Annotated in this window: 14 protein-coding genes; 7 read left to right on the top strand and 7 right to left on the bottom strand. The window is 35.8% G+C overall.

Annotated elements, in window-relative coordinates:
- Positions 1-58 precede the first annotated feature (58 nt).
- The 6 genes from AC3HD6_RS08755 to recQ all read right to left on the bottom strand — a co-directional run bounded on the left by AC3HD6_RS08755 (position 59) and on the right by recQ (position 6,477).
- Entirely contained in the window at positions 59-406 is a 348-nt protein-coding gene (locus AC3HD6_RS08755; protein ID WP_488895991.1) for a hypothetical protein, read from the bottom strand.
- Between the two features lie 102 nt (positions 407-508).
- Positions 509-1,165 (bottom strand): hypothetical protein, encoded by a 657-nt coding sequence (locus tag AC3HD6_RS08750; protein ID WP_488895990.1) that lies wholly within the window; start codon positions 1,163-1,165, stop codon positions 509-511.
- Between the two features lie 58 nt (positions 1,166-1,223).
- The gene (locus AC3HD6_RS08745) at positions 1,224-2,357 is read right to left on the bottom strand and encodes a helix-turn-helix domain-containing protein (protein ID WP_488895989.1); all 1,134 of its coding nucleotides are present in this window, start codon (positions 2,355-2,357) and stop codon (positions 1,224-1,226) included.
- Between the two features lie 24 nt (positions 2,358-2,381).
- Positions 2,382-2,774 (bottom strand): cupin domain-containing protein, encoded by a 393-nt coding sequence (locus tag AC3HD6_RS08740; RefSeq protein ID WP_488895988.1) that lies wholly within the window; start codon positions 2,772-2,774, stop codon positions 2,382-2,384.
- A gap of 18 nt (positions 2,775-2,792) precedes the next feature.
- On the bottom strand, positions 2,793-3,875 hold the full coding sequence (locus AC3HD6_RS08735) for a glycosyltransferase (RefSeq protein WP_488895987.1): 1,083 nt from the start codon (positions 3,873-3,875) through the stop codon (positions 2,793-2,795).
- Between the two features lie 397 nt (positions 3,876-4,272).
- A complete protein-coding gene (gene recQ / locus AC3HD6_RS08730) occupies positions 4,273-6,477 on the bottom strand; it encodes a DNA helicase RecQ (protein ID WP_488895986.1) in 2,205 nt (734 codons plus the stop codon).
- Positions 6,478-6,635: 158 nt separating this feature from the next.
- Between recQ and AC3HD6_RS08725 the strand changes: the two genes are divergently transcribed.
- The 7 genes from AC3HD6_RS08725 to AC3HD6_RS08695 all read left to right on the top strand — a co-directional run bounded on the left by AC3HD6_RS08725 (position 6,636) and on the right by AC3HD6_RS08695 (position 17,032).
- Positions 6,636-7,595, top strand: coding sequence for a KpsF/GutQ family sugar-phosphate isomerase (locus tag AC3HD6_RS08725; protein ID WP_488895985.1), 960 nt, complete (start codon positions 6,636-6,638; stop codon positions 7,593-7,595).
- Positions 7,596-7,608: 13 nt separating this feature from the next.
- A complete protein-coding gene (locus tag AC3HD6_RS08720) occupies positions 7,609-8,169 on the top strand; it encodes a Crp/Fnr family transcriptional regulator (RefSeq protein WP_488895984.1) in 561 nt (186 codons plus the stop codon).
- 101 nt (positions 8,170-8,270) lie between these two features.
- Positions 8,271-8,957 carry a type 1 glutamine amidotransferase domain-containing protein gene (locus tag AC3HD6_RS08715; protein ID WP_488895983.1) on the top strand — a complete coding sequence of 229 codons (687 nt, stop codon included), beginning with the start codon at positions 8,271-8,273 and terminating at the stop codon, positions 8,955-8,957.
- Between the two features lie 208 nt (positions 8,958-9,165).
- The gene (gene tatC, locus AC3HD6_RS08710; RefSeq protein ID WP_068943600.1) at positions 9,166-9,993 is read left to right on the top strand and encodes a twin-arginine translocase subunit TatC; all 828 of its coding nucleotides are present in this window, start codon (positions 9,166-9,168) and stop codon (positions 9,991-9,993) included.
- Between the two features lie 281 nt (positions 9,994-10,274).
- Positions 10,275-13,265, top strand: coding sequence for a reprolysin-like metallopeptidase (locus AC3HD6_RS08705; RefSeq protein ID WP_488895982.1), 2,991 nt, complete (start codon positions 10,275-10,277; stop codon positions 13,263-13,265).
- 144 nt (positions 13,266-13,409) lie between these two features.
- A complete protein-coding gene (locus AC3HD6_RS08700) occupies positions 13,410-15,041 on the top strand; it encodes a M1 family metallopeptidase (RefSeq protein ID WP_488895981.1) in 1,632 nt (543 codons plus the stop codon).
- A gap of 134 nt (positions 15,042-15,175) precedes the next feature.
- Positions 15,176-17,032 (top strand): M61 family metallopeptidase, encoded by a 1,857-nt coding sequence (locus AC3HD6_RS08695; RefSeq protein WP_488895980.1) that lies wholly within the window; start codon positions 15,176-15,178, stop codon positions 17,030-17,032.
- 88 nt (positions 17,033-17,120) lie between these two features.
- Here the strand turns inward: AC3HD6_RS08695 and AC3HD6_RS08690 are convergent, their stop codons facing one another.
- Positions 17,121-18,287, bottom strand: coding sequence for a sensor histidine kinase (locus tag AC3HD6_RS08690; RefSeq protein WP_488895979.1), 1,167 nt, complete (start codon positions 18,285-18,287; stop codon positions 17,121-17,123).

Here is an 18,287-nt window from a genome sequence, read left to right as displayed (position 1 = left end):
CCAAAGTGAGTTTTATCAATTTTGAGATCAAAAAATTTTAAATACCTTAACGCGGTGATCAATCCAGCTGTAATCTGCCTTTTCCGATAGTTCCGGTACTTTCAAAAAAAGAACCTCCATAAACATACCATTCAAGACTTTCGAGATACTCTACTGCGTTTTCCGGAGTAATCTGCGAACGGTCCTTTTTCGAAACTATTCCTTTATACCATCTTCCTGATTTGGAATAATGCTCATATTCAACAAAATAATGAATCCATATTCTCTGGCATAATTTACATTGCTGAATACTTACTTCTCCATATCTTCCGTTTGTATGATCTATTCCTAGTTCGGAACTTCTAAATTCGGTATAATTGTGGTCTGGTTTTTCACAAGCGCATCCTATTTTAGGAATCATTTTCATTATATTTCTTATTTGAAGTACAAAAATACTAAAAACCCATCAACCTGAAATTAAGATCAACCGCATACTTCAGGGAAAAGGTACCTTCTATAAACAAAACTTTTATTCACTCAGTCTGGTATTTTTTTTTAATCGGATATAAATTTTAATATTAAAAAAGATCATCATCAATGTCATGAACAAAGACGGAAGAATCTGGCTATAGGGTTTATAATCCGGTAAAAGAGTTCCTACAAATGCTGATAAAAGGGCTCCCATAGCACTTATCATTTTACTTGAATGTTCATAACGCCACAAATTACCATATCTTGATCTGGGAATACAATACCGAAAAACATCATAGGAAATCACCAACAAAAGATATCCTACTCCTGAATAGATCACCACTGGATTCCAAAGAAAGCCAATGAATTTGAGATAATACATAAATACCAAAGCAATCGCCAAGGCTCCCAACATCGCCAAAAGATCTTTTATATAAAAACGGTTTGACTTTTCTTTTAAGATTCTAAAACCTGAATACGTATTGTAGGCAGCCAAAATGGTAATCAATAGGAGAAACAGGTTTCTTTTAAATACAATTACTCCGAGAGCTCCAGTTGTTACCACAATGATCATACAGTACATAAAAAAATACCCAAGTTTTACATGCAGAGGAGTACCTTTTGTGTTTAACAGGATTAGAAATCCAACCATCAATGCAATAGTTCCGCTGATAACATGCACAATGATGTTGCTTGCATGAAGAAGTGTGTCCATAGTTTTTTTGATGACAAAAATCCCATAAAACACAAGCGCGATCGTCCTAAATGATCGGTTAGGACTCTTTTCTGATCGATTCGGACCTCTTAAATTCGGAGGGAGTCATCCCTGTTTCTTCCTTAAAGATCTTATTAAAAGTAGACTTTGAATTGAAACCTGATTCAAATGCAATTCCTAATATTGAATATTTTTCAAATGCTGAATCTCTCAGTTTTTTCTTGACCTCTTCTATTCTGTAGAGGTTTATAAACTTGTAAAAATTGGTATGGAGTCCCTGATTGATAGCCTGTGAAAGCTGATGGGTAGAAATCTCTAATAATAAGGCCAATTTCTGCAGATTCAGTTCTTCATCAAGATAGGGCTGATCTGTTTCCATGAACGCTAAAAGTTTTTGAGAAATAACATCAGAATTGTTTTTATGCTGAACACTGGGTTTCTCTTCTTGCTCAATGACCATGTCTACATCAAGAACTCCCTGTTGATTAAAGACAATGCTTTGTCTCAAACTAAAGAATACTATACAAAATAGATATCCGCTTTGCACTACTGCAACGATTTGAAAGATCTTATCAAAAGGAATCACAGTGGTCCGTGTTCCTAAAGTAATCATGATGAAAACTCCAATAAAAAGGATAATTAAGGAAGTAATAATATATTTCAGCCAGTTAAGGTTGATTTTTTCAAGAGCAGAATAATATTCGGGAAGTATTTTCTGGTATTTTCTTAAAGCCAAAAAACATAAAATAATATAAACCACTGGTACAACAGCCATTGGAAAGGTCAACAAATCCAAAACTTTGTTTGTATTCTTTTCAACAAAATAAGGAATACTGTTTGTAAACCCAATCCGGCTATAGAATGTTGAAATACCAATGAAAAATAAACTGTATCCAATAAAAAACACAGAGTGTCTTATCAAATAGCTTACACGAAATGGGATATTAAAAGTAATTGAAATAACATATAAATAAAGCATTCCCATACTCAGCACCGGAAGGGCAAAACCAAAGGGCTGAACAATTTCAGGAAGTAAAGATGGAAATAAATAATACGCGAGATTAGCAGCACCAATCAACAGCCAAACAATAAGATAATAATCAGAAGAAACTTGTTTCTTTTTGGAAAGTAGTAAAGCAATGCACATCAATGCAATAACGATCCCCGAAAAAGCAATGCCTTCCAATATCATAGATCTGCCAACATTATTTTCAACTTATTTATTAAAAAACTGTATGTTTTCTTCATGTCCTTCTTTCAAATACATTGCCGTAAAAACCAATGGCTTTTCTTTCGAGGCATTATCAAAATGAAGAATAGTAACATTTTTAGGCTCATAAAAGGCATCGCCTTCATGAAGAACCACACTCTCCTGTCCTTCTATCTGAAAAACAGCCGCACCAGACTTTATAATTCCTATGACCGGACATGGATGCAAATGTTTGGGAGCTGTCTGCCCTCCAGCCATTGTGATCTCCTGAACTTCAGCAGTAGTGATTTTTTGGTTCATTGAAGCTTTCAGCAATTCTTTTCTGGCTATCTGGCTTTTTTGAGCCGTCGCTGTTATAGATACCAGCATGAAAGCAATAAGTAGGATTGTTTTCGTCATAAGCCTTGAAAATATGGGTTATTTATGGATCAGGTCTAATAATACTTTTTCGTATTTATCTAAAATAATATTTTTTGAAAACCTGGATTTAATGGAGTTCTTTATAGCATCACGATTATAATTTTGATGCATTACTTTCATAATTTGCTGCGCAAAATCTTCATAGTTTTCAATATTGGCAATTTCTCCATTCACATTATGCTGAATGATCTCGTTAATTCCTCCCGGACAATTATTGGCCAGCGAATACGTTCCGCAAGCGCCCGCTTCCAAAAGTACATTGGGAAACCCTTCATATCTTGAAGAAAGGATAAACAGATCCGCATACTTTAAAAACTGGTAGGGATTCTCCTGTCTACCATGGAAAATAACATTTTTCAACCCTAAAAACTCTTTCATCTGGAGCAAAACATCTTTGTCTTTTCCATCCCCCAGAATATGAAGCATTATATTTTCATTTTTAAGCCTTGAAAAAACTTTCAGCAGATTATCAAATCCTTTTCTGGCTGATAAATTACCAATAGCAACTACATTCTTATAGTTGTATTTATACCCTTCAGGTTTTAAGGCAATTCTTAATTTTTCATCAATAAAATCAAAGTCTACCGGATTATTAATCTTAACAATCTTTTTCTTTTTGATATTAAAATTATCAATGAGGTCCTTCATCATATCATCACTCTGAGCAATGATTTTCTGATAGTTATTATAAAAATTATAGAAAAATTTGATCTCTTTTCTCGTCACATGCTGGGTCACTACATTCGTTTCTCTTGCAATAAATTTCGTTCTGGGAAAAAGCTTGATAAATAAAGATAAATAAGCATTCACTTCTCCAAAACCGGAAAATACAATATCGGGTTTTCTTCTGTAAATCTCTCCTAAAATAGGTTTTAAAGAATGTCTGATTCTTTCTGTATTGATATCGATGATTTCAACATCTTTTTTCAAAAAATCAAGATATCCGCCTTGTTTACGCAATAGCAAAATCTTAGGCTCAAAACGATCCCTGGAAAGATGATTTGCAATAGTAGTGACTATCCTTTCTGCGCCTCCGGTTTCTAAATCCGGCAGAATAAATATGACAGATATTTTTTTCATCAGTTAAAGTTACTAAAAAGTTTAATTACAAATCAAATATTCCTTTTACCATTGCTGGCAAAACAAAATAATCTAACTCTTAAATATGTGTTTATTAGAAAATTGCAAAACCGTTTTTTTAATATTTACCGCTATAAGACACAAAGATTTTATCTAGGATAAAATTGTATATTGTTGCAATCGGTCTTAGTTGTTATGAATAAATTTATTTGTAAAAATCTATGTCGCTATGTGGTTCAATATTTTTTAAACCACATAGCGACATAGAATATTATAACGTTATATGTAAGCTTTCAAAAAATGAGTTAGAAAATAGAGCAATCTTATTTATATTTTCTAAAACACAAAAAAAGTTCTTCCGAAGAAGAACTTTTATATTTTTTCATATTTCATTTCCTTAGTTGGCAACGTCACTGATAAATTTAATTCTCAGCATCCTTACCTCTTCATCAGATAATTCGTCTCCAAATTCATCCAATAAGATTTTCATACTGTCGCTTTCAGATTCATTCATAAACTCCATAAAACCATCTACAATATCTTCATCAAAATTATCTTCAATATAATAATCGATGTTTAATTTGGTTCCCTGGTACACGATTCTTTCCATTTCTTTCAGAAGTTCATCCATGGAAAGATTTTTGGCTCTTGCAATGTCTTCAAGATCGATCTTTTTATCAGTACTCTGGATAATGAAAACCTTGTGACTGGATTTATTCGCCACCTGTTTCAATACCATATCCTGAGTACGTTCTATATTATTGTCTTCAACATAAGTTTTAATGTAATCAGCGAATTCTTTGCCATATTTCTTGGCTTTTCCTTCTCCTACACCATAAATTTTGTTGATTTCATCTATCGTAATCGGATATTGAACCGTCATATCCTCCAAACTTGGATCCATAAATACCGTATAAGGCGGGATTCCATGTTTTTTGGCTACTTTTTTCCTTAGTTCCTTTAATAGGGTAAACAGTTTTTGATCTAAACCTCCGCCTGCTTGTTGTTGCAGCTGGTCACTATCTGCCTTAGCTTGTGTAAGATCAAATTCTCTGTCTTCAGCGATTAAGAAAACATCTTTAGATTTACCAGCCAATACATTCCTTCCTTTTTCTTCGATCTTTAAAACACCATAGGTTTCAATATCTTTCTGTAAGAAATTCTGAACGGTAGCCTGTCTCAAAATGGTTTTCCAATAGTTGTCTTTTTCTTCTTTTCCAAAACCGAAACGAGGGTTCTGCTCAAGTTTATAAGATTTGGTAACAGCCGTTTCTTTTCCAACAATAACAGAGATAAGATCTTTTGCTTTGAATTTTTCTCCTGTATCATTGATCAGTTCAAGAGCCTTCTTTAAATCAGAAGTAGCATCTTTCAGTTTCGGAGGATTGGATGAATTGTCACACATTTTAGCTCCATCACCTTTCACCGGATCAAAGCTTTCTCCAAAATAATAAAGAATATATTGTCTCCTGCTCATTGAAGTTTCAGCATAACCTACTACTTCATTTAGGAGCTGTAATCCGATTTCTCTTTCAGATACAGGCTTTTGAGCCAGGAATTTTTCCAGTTTTTCAATATCTTTAGGATCGTAAAAAGCCAGGCAATGCCCTTCTCCGCCATCTCTTCCTGCTCTTCCCGTTTCCTGATAGTAGCTTTCCAATGATTTTGGGAAATCATAGTGAATTACAAAACGTACATCTGGTTTATCAATTCCCATCCCAAAAGCGATGGTCGCTACAATGACATCTACTTCTTCCATCAGGAACTTATCCTGATTGGCAACTCTCACCTTCTGATCGAGTCCTGCATGGTAAGGCAGTGCATTAATTCCATTGACCTGCAAAAGCTGGGCAAATTCTTCCACCTTTCTTCTGCTCAGACAATAGACAATCCCTGATTTTCCTTTATGCTGATTGATAAATTTAACGATCTCTTTATCTATATTAATTTTAGGAATTACCTCATAATATAAGTTCGGACGGTTAAAACTTTCCTTAAAGACCAAAGCATTGGTCATCCCCAGTGTTTTCTGAATATCATCCTGCACCTTCGGCGTAGCTGTAGCCGTAAGAGCGATCACCGGTACATTGGCGATCTTATCAATAATCTGTTTAAGGTTCCTGTATTCTGGTCTGAAATCATGTCCCCACTCTGAAATACAGTGTGCCTCATCAATAGCAAAGAAAGAAATCTTAACTTCTTTCAAAAAGTCCAGATAATCATCCTTAATCAATGATTCGGGAGCTACATACAAAAGTTTGGTCTTTCCGCTTTTGATATCGTCAAAAACCTGCTTTGTCTGTGTCTTGTTTAATGATGAATTTAATACATGCGCTACTCCATCATCAGAAGAAAGCCCGTTGACGGCATCCACCTGATTCTTCATTAACGCTATTAAGGGTGAAACAACGATTGCCGTTCCCTCCGAAATAAGTGCCGGAAGCTGATAACATAATGATTTACCACCACCTGTAGGCATCAAAACAAATATATCCTTCCCATTCAGTAGGTTTTCTATGATCTGTTCCTGTTGTCCCTTAAATGTAGAAAACCCAAAATACTTTTTCAATTCGCCTGATAAATTGGCTTTTTTTGCGCTCATCTAATTTTCTATTGCTAAATTTGCATCTAACCCAAAGTTATAAAAATTCTGCTTAAAATAAAAGCGAACGAATTTATAAAAAATAAAATTTATATTAAATATTGTTTTTAAAATATAACGTTTTTTAGAAACTTTTTTGTATACCTTATCGTCATAAAATGGATAGAACCAGCATTATATCAATTGCCAAAAGCACTCTAGAAATTGAAATTTCAGAATTAGAAAAATTAAAAAACAGAATTGGTGACCCATTTGCCCAGGCTGTAGAAATTATTCACTCTGCCAAGGGGAAATTAATTGTTGTAGGAATCGGAAAATCAGCACATGTGGGTAATAAAATTGTTGCTACTCTGAATTCTACAGGTACTCCATCTCAATTCTTGCATGCTTCAGAAGCTATTCACGGAGATCTGGGCGTGATCCAGAAGCAGGATGTAGTGCTTTGTATCTCCAATTCCGGAAACTCTCCCGAAATAGCTAACCTTGTCCCTTATTTAAAGGATTATTCTTCCGCATTGATCGGAATGACAGGAAATAGAAGCAGTAAGCTGGCTGAGTTCTCAGAAATTATTCTGGATACCCATGTTGACGTAGAAGCTTGCCCTAATAAACTGGCTCCTACAAGTTCTACTACCATTCAAATGGCACTGGGAGACGCTCTTGCGGTTGCTTTAATGGAACTGAACGATTTCAAGGCGAATGATTTTGCCAAATTCCATCCTGGAGGAAGCTTAGGAAAAAACCTGACTTCTAAGGTTGAACAGTTTCTGTCTTCACAAAAACCTCAGGTATCCGAAGAGGCTACCATTAGAGATGTTATTATTTCCATTAGTGCATCAAGCCACGGGATTACTGTTGTTACCAATGAAGATCAGATCGTAGGAGTAATTACAGACGGGGATTTAAGAAGAATGCTGATGAAAGGAGAAGATATTACTAAAGTTCTGGCAAAAAACATAATGTCTGCCAACCCAAGAACGATTGAAAAGGATGCTCTTGCCAAAGAAGCAATGAAGGTTTTAAAAGAAAATAATATCGGTCAGCTTGTAGTGACTGAGAACGGAAAGTATTTTGGGATTATTGATCTGCATAAATTGCTTGATGAGGGTATCAACTAGACATTAAATTAAGATGCACCATTTTCTAAAAGAACATATTCAGGAAATTGTTACCCTTTCGGATGATGAATTTGAGATCGTTCAAAATCTTTTTGTAAAAAAGAGATTCCGGAAAAGACAGTTCCTGATACAGGAACATCAGCCTGTACATGAAATTTTTCTGATAGAGAAAGGTATTCTTAAAAGCAGTTTCATAGATCATACAGGAAAAGAACATATTCTTCAATTCGCAGCATCGAACTGGTGGATTTCAGATTTTGCAGGATTTTTCAAACAGGAAACCTCATCACTTGCGGTGGATTGCATTGAAGATACCGAAGTGTTTGCAATATCTTATGAAAATCTTAATATCCTTTGCTCAAAAGTGCCAGCCATAGAACATTTCTTTAGGGTGAAGTCTAATTTCGGGTATGTAGCTTTACAACAAAGAATTCTTTCTTTAATGAGTAAATCTGCCAAAGAACGCTATGAAGACTTTATAAAACAATATCCCGGTTTTATAGATCATATTCCGAAACAACTTATTGCAAGCTATCTAGGAGTCTCAAGAGAAACATTAAGTAGATTATATTAATAGAGATGTGACCTGTGTCACATCTTTTTTTTGAGGTATGTCCTTAGTAATGTTTTGCAAAAATTCCAACCTTTGATCTATCATTTTAAACAACAATACCAATGAATAAGAAAGCATTAATCGTAGTGACAAGTGTGGAAAAATATCCTAATATGGAAAGAGCAACAGGCTTATGGCTGGGGGAAGCTGTTCATTTTTATGAAAAACTGACAGAAAAAGGCTATGAAATTGATTTTGTAAGTCCGAAAGGAGGATATACCCCACTCGATCCCATTTCTCTCCAGATGTTTGTACAGTCTGTTGACTGGAAATATTATGCTGATGAGACCTTCAGAAATAAATTAGGTAACACTTTACAACCAAAAGATATTAATCCTGATGATTATAATGTCATTTATTATGCAGGCGGGCATGGTGTAGTTTGGGACTTTCCGGACAATATAGAATTACAGGAAATAGCCCGCAGTATTTATGAAAATGGAGGTATTGTATCTTCAGTATGTCATGGAGCTGTAGGACTTTTTAATATTAAACTTTCGAATGGAGAACTTCTGATTGAAGGAAAAACGGTAACCGGCTTTTCCAATGCAGAAGAAATTGCCGCTGAACTGGCTGACCATATGCCTTATCTCACAGAGGATGTACTGAAAAGCAAAGGAGCACATTATGTAAAAGCAGATCAGGATTTTGCCCCTTTTGCAGTGGCTGACGGACATCTGGTGACAGGACAAAATCCTCAATCCGGAGCAGTGGTAGCAGAAAAAGTATTGGAGATTCTAAAAAATTAATCTTTAACACAGAAATAAAACCTAACAGACAGCCTTTTAAGCTGTCTGTTATTATATATGAACAGGTCTTAAAAAATAGATCAACAATCTACAACATCAATCTGCACAAATTCCTGGCTAATAATTCTAAATACTGATTATTATTTCATAATTTCGCAGACTTAAACTGCTTACCTTTTGGTGTGCATTTTCTGACAGATTCTATTATATGGACAATAACAAAGACATGTCCTTTCTGGGACATATTGGAGAATTAAGAGGACATTTGGTCCGCTCAATTATTGCTATCATCGTTGCAGCCTTAGTGGTTGGTTTCAATATCAACTGGATTATGGACCATATCTTTTTTGGCCCCACAAGAAATGATTTCCCTACTTTCAAAATTGTTAATCATTTTTCAAGGATGATTTTAGGAGAAGACAGTATCCACCTTCCGAAGGATTTTCCTGTGCGTGTACAAAGATTGTATCAGCAGTTCAATGTGATGATGGCTGTTTCCGTTTTTGGTGGAATGGTGGCTGCATTTCCTTATATCGTTTGGGAGCTATGGAGATTTATCAGCCCAGCCTTACACCCTAATGAGAGAAAAAACTCAGTTTATATCATTAATGCGGTATGGATGCTTTTTATGACCGGAGTTTTATGCGGGTATTTTTTGATTCTACCTTTTGCGGTTAACTTTGGGGTACTTTTTAAAATTTCGGACATTATTGTTCCTCTCTATGATCTGAGTGATTATACCACATTATTTTTACAGGTAGTACTAGGTATGGGGGTTATTTTTCTATTTCCCATTCTGATCTATTTCCTTACCAGCATCGGAATTCTTACCCCTATGTTCATGAAAACTTACCGTCGCCATGCTATTGTATTAATTATGGTGGTTGCCGCAATTATTACACCGGCGGATGTATTAAGTATGCTGATGGCCGCTTTCCCATTACTGATCTTATATGAATTCAGTATCATGATGTGTACCTTCACTTATAAAAAAGTACAGAAAAACAATGGAACGCTTCCTGCTGTACAGAAGTAATAAGATAAATAGGCAATAGCTTTCATTAATAAAGATTTAAACAAAATCCGATCTACCATGGTAGATCGGATTTTATATTTTATTATATTTTCATCCTATTTCCATTTTTTTTCAATAATAAATCACTAAAACATAAGATAAAACCATATTCAACAATAACATAAAACCACCTTAAATTCAATTATAAACAAATAAAATTAATTTTATTTAACACAATATCCCAAATAAACCAAAACATTTATTAAATTTACACCCGTTAATTAAATTTACTAAAAAGTTATATGAAAAAGAAAATTATTCTTGTTTGCACTCTAGCTTTAAGCTTGACAGGTTTACAGGCACAACGCTGGATGCCAGTGTCTGAAAAAGTGACTCCTATAAGGAAAGAAGTCAAAATTGAATATGCTTATAAATTTGATCTTGCTTCCTTAAGAGAAACTTTAAAAAATGCTCCGGAGGCAGGAACGGGAGGAGCCCCAATAGTTGTTTCCTTACCTATGGCGAATGGAAAAATCGAAAAATTTTCTGTTTACAGCTCTCCAACAGTTGCTAAAACAATGGCAGAGAGATATGAATTGGGAGCTTATTCCGGAGTAGGAATAGACAATCCCAATAAGCAGATCAGATTTACTACAGCTCCTAATGATTTCCAATCGATGTTGTTTGATTCTAACACAGGGAAATATGAATTCATAGAGCCTATGAACAAAGAAAAGGATATCTATGGAGTATTCTATAAGTCAGACAGATCCAGTGAAGATCCTTTTGAATGTAAAGTTTCTGAGCCTGAAGCTTTAAAAAAGCAAATGAATAAACTGGCAAGTACAAAAAATGTGCTGAACGGTTTCAAAAATCCTAATAAAAATAACGAACAAAAATATAGAACCTACAGAATTGCAATCTCTGTAAACGGTGAATATACTCAACTTGCCGGAGGTGTTCCTCAGGCAGCAGCACGTATCAATGCTACAATGCACAGAGTAAATGGAGTATTTGAGAAAGATTTTGGAATTCACATGATTGTTCAGGATTTCCCTCAGGTAATATTTACAGATCCTGCTACAGACCCTTATTCTGATGTTATAGTAAATAATACAAACCCAGTTTCATACAGTGCTCCTGGAGCATGGAATTTACAGGTTCAGCAGACTCTTAGCAATACGGTAGGTATAGGAAATGATGCCTATGACATTGGACACTTCTTTGGCCACAGAGGTGGTGGTGGTAGCGCCGGTGATGTAGGTAATGTCTGCAGAAACCCCGAAGACAATGATGATGACACATCAAAAGGAGCAGGGATTACTTCTCCTAACATCATAGATCAGCCTTTTGGAGATACTTATGATATTGACTTTGTTGCTCATGAAATAGGACACCAGTTTGGGGCAGCTCACACCATGTCTATTGCTCTTCACGGAGCTCATATGGAACCAGGTTCAGGTTCTACCATTATGGGATATGCAGGGATCACGAACTATAATGTTCAAATGAATTCTGATGCTTATTTCCACACGAAGAATATTGAAGAGGTTGCTGAATATACTAATTTTGTAACTTGTGGTACCATTACTCCTGTTGCCAATACACCACCTGTAATACAGCCAATGGCGAGCAGAATGATTCCAAAAGGGACACCTTTTCTTTTAACTGCTTCTGCAACAGATGCACAAAACGATCCTATAACCTATACATGGGAACAGTATGATCTTACAGCAAGTGCATTTGGACCTGTAAATGCTTCTAGAAATAACGGGGCTAATTTCAGATCAATCATGCCTACTTCTTCCCCTACACGTTATTTCCCTAAGTTATCAAATGTTCTTAACAATACTCCAAGCAGCACATCTTGGGAAACGGTATCCAATGTACCAAGAACCTTAAATTTCAAAGTAACAGCAAGAGATAATAATCCTAATTTCGATCAGCAACAGACACAAAGCAGCCTGATGAAAGTAGATGTAGGAAACGAAGGCCCTTTTAGAGTAACTTCAACTACAGTTTATAAAAATACTCCGGCAGCGATCACTTGGGATGTAGTGAATACCAATAATGCACCATACAACGTACAGAATGTTAAAATAGATTATACTACTGACAATGGTGCTACATGGAATGTTATTACTCCTTCCACTCCAAATGACGGAGCTGAGCCTTTTGCATTTAATTCATTAGCAACCGGAACTTCTGTAAAGATCAGAGTAAGTGCTATTGATCATATATTTTATGCTCTAGGTACTGCTACAGTTGCTGATGCTTCAGCAGCTTGTAGTACAGCAGCTCCAACAGGAATTACAGTAACAGGGATTACAAGAAACTCTGCAAGTGTAAAATGGAATGCATTACAAGATGCTACATACTCTTTACAATACAGACCAACAGGAACAGCAACATGGACTACAGTTCCTGTAACTACAAACTCTTATAATATATCTAACCTGACTGAGGCCACTCAATATGAAGTACAAATAGCGACTAAATGTGGTGTAGTACCTGGAGACTTCTCAGCATCTTCACCATTTACAACAGCTTCTCTTACTAAGTGTACTCCTACAGTAGCTGGAAATAATGGAGCAGGTGGAAACTTTAACCTTGCTGGATTCATCTCCAATGTTACAGTAACCGGTGCAGGAATGAACCCTGTTTCAAATACTTCTGCTGCGTCTATATATACTGATTACACGGCAGATCCTACCAAGTTGATTACCCTTAAAGCAGGAACTGCTGGAAACTCAATCAGCATCACTAAATCATGGCCTACAGCTAGTCAATATTATAGTGGAGTAACGGCATGGATAGATTTCAACAGAGATGGGTTCTTCTCTTCTACTGAAATGATCTATTCTAGTGAAGCTAATTCACTTCCTCTTGCATCCGGAACATTCCCAGTACCAGCAGATGCTTATACTGGAGGAAATGTAATGATGAGAGTTGCCTATTCATATGCTCAAGCGCCAAGCAGTGCATGTAGCAATGTTCAGTATGGTGAATTTGAAGATTACCCTGTAAATATTCAGGCACAGCTTTCTACAAATGATGTAGTAAAAGACAAAGCTTCTATCCAGATCTATCCTAACCCGGTAACTGATGTATTGAATGTAACTCAGATTTCTTCTAAAGCTACATTTAGCATTACGAATATGGTAGGTCAGAAAGTAATGAGCGGCCAGATCTCAGATAATAAGATCTCCGTTTCAAGACTGAGCACTGGAGCTTACATTATTTCAATTGAAGATAAGGGAACTACTTCAAATCTGAAATTCGTTAAAAAATAAAACGTTCCACATTTATATTACAGCCCGGCCAATGCCGGGCTTTTTTATACAGTTCAGGATAATTTCGTCAGTATTTTCATACCATCATCATCCCGCTGTTAATTTAATTTTATACTTTTGAAAAGATTATTAATTTAATTTTACATGAAAAAACTGTCATACACGCTTTTACTGGTTTCGGGACTTGCTTTTGGGCAATTCTTTGAAAGAGATAAAGTGTATACTAAACAAGATACATTAAAGGGTTCCAATACTCCATTCAGAGATTTTTGGGATGTTAAAAAATATGATTTCTCTGTAGAACCTGATTTTGAACAGAAAAGCGTTAAAGGAACCAATAAAATAAGCCTGGAAATCATAAAAGATGTTACCAATCCTATCTTCCAGATTGATCTTCAACAACCGATGAAAGCCGGGAAAATTACTGCAAGTTTTCCTATTGCGAGTTCTAAACAGGATGGAGATTTCATATTCATCACCACCAAGAAAAAATTCAAAAAAGGTGAAAAATATACCATTGATGTTGACTATTCCGGAAATCCTCAGATTGCAAAGAACGCTCCCTGGGAAGGCGGATGGGTTTTCACCAAAGATAAAAACGGAAACCCATGGATGAGTCCGGCAGTTCAGGGAATAGGGTCTTCTATCTGGCTTCCGACTAAAGATATCTGGAGTGATGAACCAGACAACGGAATCATTATGAAAATTATTACTCCCAACGATCTTGTAGGGGTAGGAAACGGAAGGTTAATCGATAAAAAGACCACCGGAAATAAGACTACATATACCTGGGAAGTAAAAAATCCTATCAATGACTACTCTATCATCCCAAACATTGGTAAATATGTCAATTTTAAAGATACTTATGATGGTGAAAAAGGGAAATTGGATCTGGATTACTGGGTACTTGACTATAATTTAGAAAAAGCAAAAAAGCAGTTTGAGCAGGTAAAGCCAATGCTTTCTGCATTTGAACACTGGTTTGGTCCTTATCCTTTCTATGAAGACTCGTACAAATTGGTAGATTCCCCTTATTTGGGAATGGAACACCAAAGTAACGTAGCCTATGGAAATGATTATCAAAATGGTTACCGTGGAAAAGACCTTTCAGGAACAGGGATTGGTTTAAAATGGGATTATATCATCATTCACGAAAGCGGGCACGAATGGTTTGCCAATAATATTACCGCAAAGGATGAAGCAGATATGTGGATCCATGAAAGTTTCACCATGTATTCTGAAGTTCTTTTTACAGAAAATTATCTCGATAAAAAATCTGCTGACCTTTACATGATAGGCCTTAGAAGAAAGATCGAGAATGACGTTCCTATTATTGGACAGTATGGCGTAAGAAATGAAGGCAGTGGTGATATGTACCCTAAAGGGGCCAATATGATTCATACCATAAGACAAGTCATTAATAATGATGAAAAATTCAGACAGATTTTAAGAGGATTAGGTAAAGAATTCTACCACCAGACGGTTACTACAAAACAGATTGAAGATTATATATCATCAAAAGCAGGTATTGACTTCTCTACTGTATTTGATCAGTATCTCAGAACCATTAAGATTCCTACTCTTGAATATAATCAAAAGGGAGACAGTTTGAAATTCAGATATACGAATGTCGTGAAAGGCCTGAAACTTCCGATCATAATCAACGGGGACCAAACAATTAACCCCACTGAAGAATGGCAGACAGTCAAGCTAAAGAAGAGCACTCCGGTGGAATTAAACAATAATTATTATATTAATTATCTGAGCGTTCAGTAAGCAAAAAAAGCAAATTTGTACATCCGCAAGTTTGCTTTTTTTATTATTATTTAAAATTTTTAAGAAAAGTTTAATACTTGATCCAGTAACAAAATGGGAAAATAAACAACTATTTAACTATAAATTTAAACCTAATGAGAAAAACAGCACTTAGCTTAGGCCTTTTTGCCGCTTTTTTAGCGAATGCCCAATCTATAAAAACTACCATTGACCTCGTTAATGTAAAAGATGATAAAGTAGCCGTTACCATGGAATTTCCAAAAATGAAATCGGGAGATATCAAATTCCATTTTCCGAAAACAGTTCCGGGAACTTATTCTGTGGATGATTACGGAAGATTTGTGGAGGGCATCAAGTTTTATGACAATAAAGGAAAAGAACTCGCCTTCACAAAGGTTAATGACAATAGCTATTCATTAAAAAACGCTCAAAATCTCAGTAAAATCTCCTATCTTGTGAATGATAGTTTTGATGAGGAAATGGACACTTCAAAACATAAAGCCGTATTTTCTCCTTCAGGAACTGATATTGAGGCAGGGAAAGTTTATATGATCAATACCCATGGCTTTATTGGATACATTGAAAATATGCAGGATGTCCCTTATCAACTTGTCATTCAAAAACCGACTGATTTCTACGGAACCACAGCATTGGTAGATCAGGATAAATCCGAATCTACAGACACCTATACTCTTGCCAATTATGCAAAGGTGACAGATTCTCCGCTTATGTACACCAAACCGGATTATATTACCTTCAATGCAGGAGGAATGGATCTTGTGTTGGGAGTTTACTCTCCTACCGGAAAATACAAGGCAGCAGATTTCAAGGATAATCTTGAAAAAATGGTGGTGGCCCAAAAGAAATTCCTAGGGGATATGAACACCAATAAGAAGTATGCCATTATGCTGTATCTATCTGGTGGTGATGGTCCTATGGTAAAAGGTTTTGGAGCATTAGAGCACCATGAATCTACCAGTGTAGTACTTCCTGAAGCCATGCCTAAGGACGCTATTGACCAAACGATTACAGATGTGGTTTCCCATGAATTCTTCCATACGGTGAATCCTTTGAAGACCCATTCTGAAGAAATCCATTATTTTAATTATGCGGATCCGAAAATGTCTCAGCATCTATGGATGTATGAAGGCGGAACTGAATATTTTGCCAATTTATTTCAGATTCAGGAAGGGCTTATCAACAAGGATGAGTTTCTTAAAAGAATCGGAGAAAAGATTACCAACTCCAAGAATTACAATGATACCATGCCGTTTACGGTAATGAGTAAAAATGTACTGCAGGATGCCTACAAAGATCAATACAGAAATGTATATGAAAAAGGAGCTCTTTTAGCCATGTGCATGGATATTGAATTGAGAAAATTGTCCAATGGAGAAATGGGTTACCGTGATATGATCAGAAAACTGTCTCAAAGATTCGGGGAAAACAAACCATTCAAGGATGATAAGCTGATTGATGAGCTGGTAACCGTAACAGGATATCCTCAGATAAAGGATTTTTATAATAAATATATTGCCGGAAACCAGCCTACACCTTATGCAGAATATCTGAAAATGGTAGGTGTAGATGTTCACAAACAGGAAACCGCTCCTATCTTCTGGCTTATTAAAGATCCGAATCAGACAGGATATGATGATAAAAATAAAGCCCTTGCTTTCGATGAAAATTCTACTTTATCTCCATTTGCCAAAAGTATAGGATTTAAAATTACCGATCAGGTGCTTGCATTAGATGGAAAGACCATTGATATTCAAAAAATCCAGGACTTTATCGGGTATACCAGAACGATCAAGGATGGACAGGAAGTTACGGTAACTATTTTAAGAGATAATGCTGGCAAAAAAGAAAAAATGACTCTTAAAGGCAAAGCGATCCTGGATAAATTAAGTGTGGAAACACTTCAATTTAAAGCTGATCCAAGCCCCGAAGAACTGAAACTACAAACTCAGTGGCTTACAGGTAAAAAATAAATATAAAAGCGGGGAAATGATCCTCGCTTTTGTTTTTTATTAGCAGCTATCTTAAAAAAGTTCTAATCCTATGATTTAGAATTCCCAATTACCCCTTTTTAATCGTAATTCTGAAAGTCGTCCCTTTTCCAACTTCTGTCTGGGAAATCTTAATATCTCCGTTATGATATTCATGAATGACCCTTTGAGCCAATGACAATCCTAGTCCCCAGCCTCTTTTCTTGGTAGAATATCCAGGTTTAAAGGCATTCCTGGCCTGTTGGTTTGTCATCCCGCTGCCGTTGTCTTTTACTTCAATCAGTATGTTTTTATTTCTTTCAAAAACTGACATCACAATCACACCTTCTCCTTTCATTGCATCCACCGCATTTTTCACAAGGTTTTCAATTACCCAGCTCATCAGGATTTTATTGTGTGGAACCAAAACCTTATAAGCAGGGAGGTGAAGGGTAAAATCAACTTTTCTTGAAATTCTTGTTTTTAAATAATCATAATTCTCCTGGATCGTTTCATTGAAATTCATATCATTCAGTTCAGGAACTGAGCCTATTTTTGAGAAACGTTCAGAAATAGTTCTTAGCCTTTCTATATCTTTTTCAATCTCTTTTACCCCATCGGAATCCGGATTTTCCAACTTCATGATTTCCATCCAGCCAATCATAGAAGATAACGGAGTTCCGATCTGATGGGCAGTTTCCTTAGCCAATCCAGCCCAAAGATAACCTTCATCCGTCTTTTTAATGGTTTTAAAAAACCAGAAAGTAAACCCGAAATACAAGAGGATAAACAATCCTAAAATATAAGGCGAATACCGCAGATTATTCAGCAAACGTGAATTATCATAATATACAAACTGATTGTTTCCATCCGGTACTTTAATTTCAATCGGATTATAGTTTTTCTCCATATTCATAATCAGATTATGAAGCTTTTCCGGATTTTTGATGGTACTTTCAGGAATATTTCGATAATACCCAAGATCAAGAATGGGATTTTTATACTTATCCGTCACAATGAACGGAATGGTATTATTGATATTCAAAATCTCAGGCAGCAGATCCAGAACATCCGTGTCAGGACTTTTTACTTCCTGCTGGATTCTGATGGCTTTGGAAAGGAGATTAATCCTTTTAATTTCCTCTTTTCTCAGGAAATTAATCAATATGGTAGAAGATACTACAATGGAAATTACCAAAGTAGTCATGACCACAAAAATGATCCAGTTATTCAGTCTGGTTAATATAGATTTCCTCAA

The sequence above is a fragment of the Chryseobacterium sp. II3a genome (genome assembly GCF_057815135.1).
This window is presented reverse-complemented; position numbering and strand designations above follow the sequence as displayed.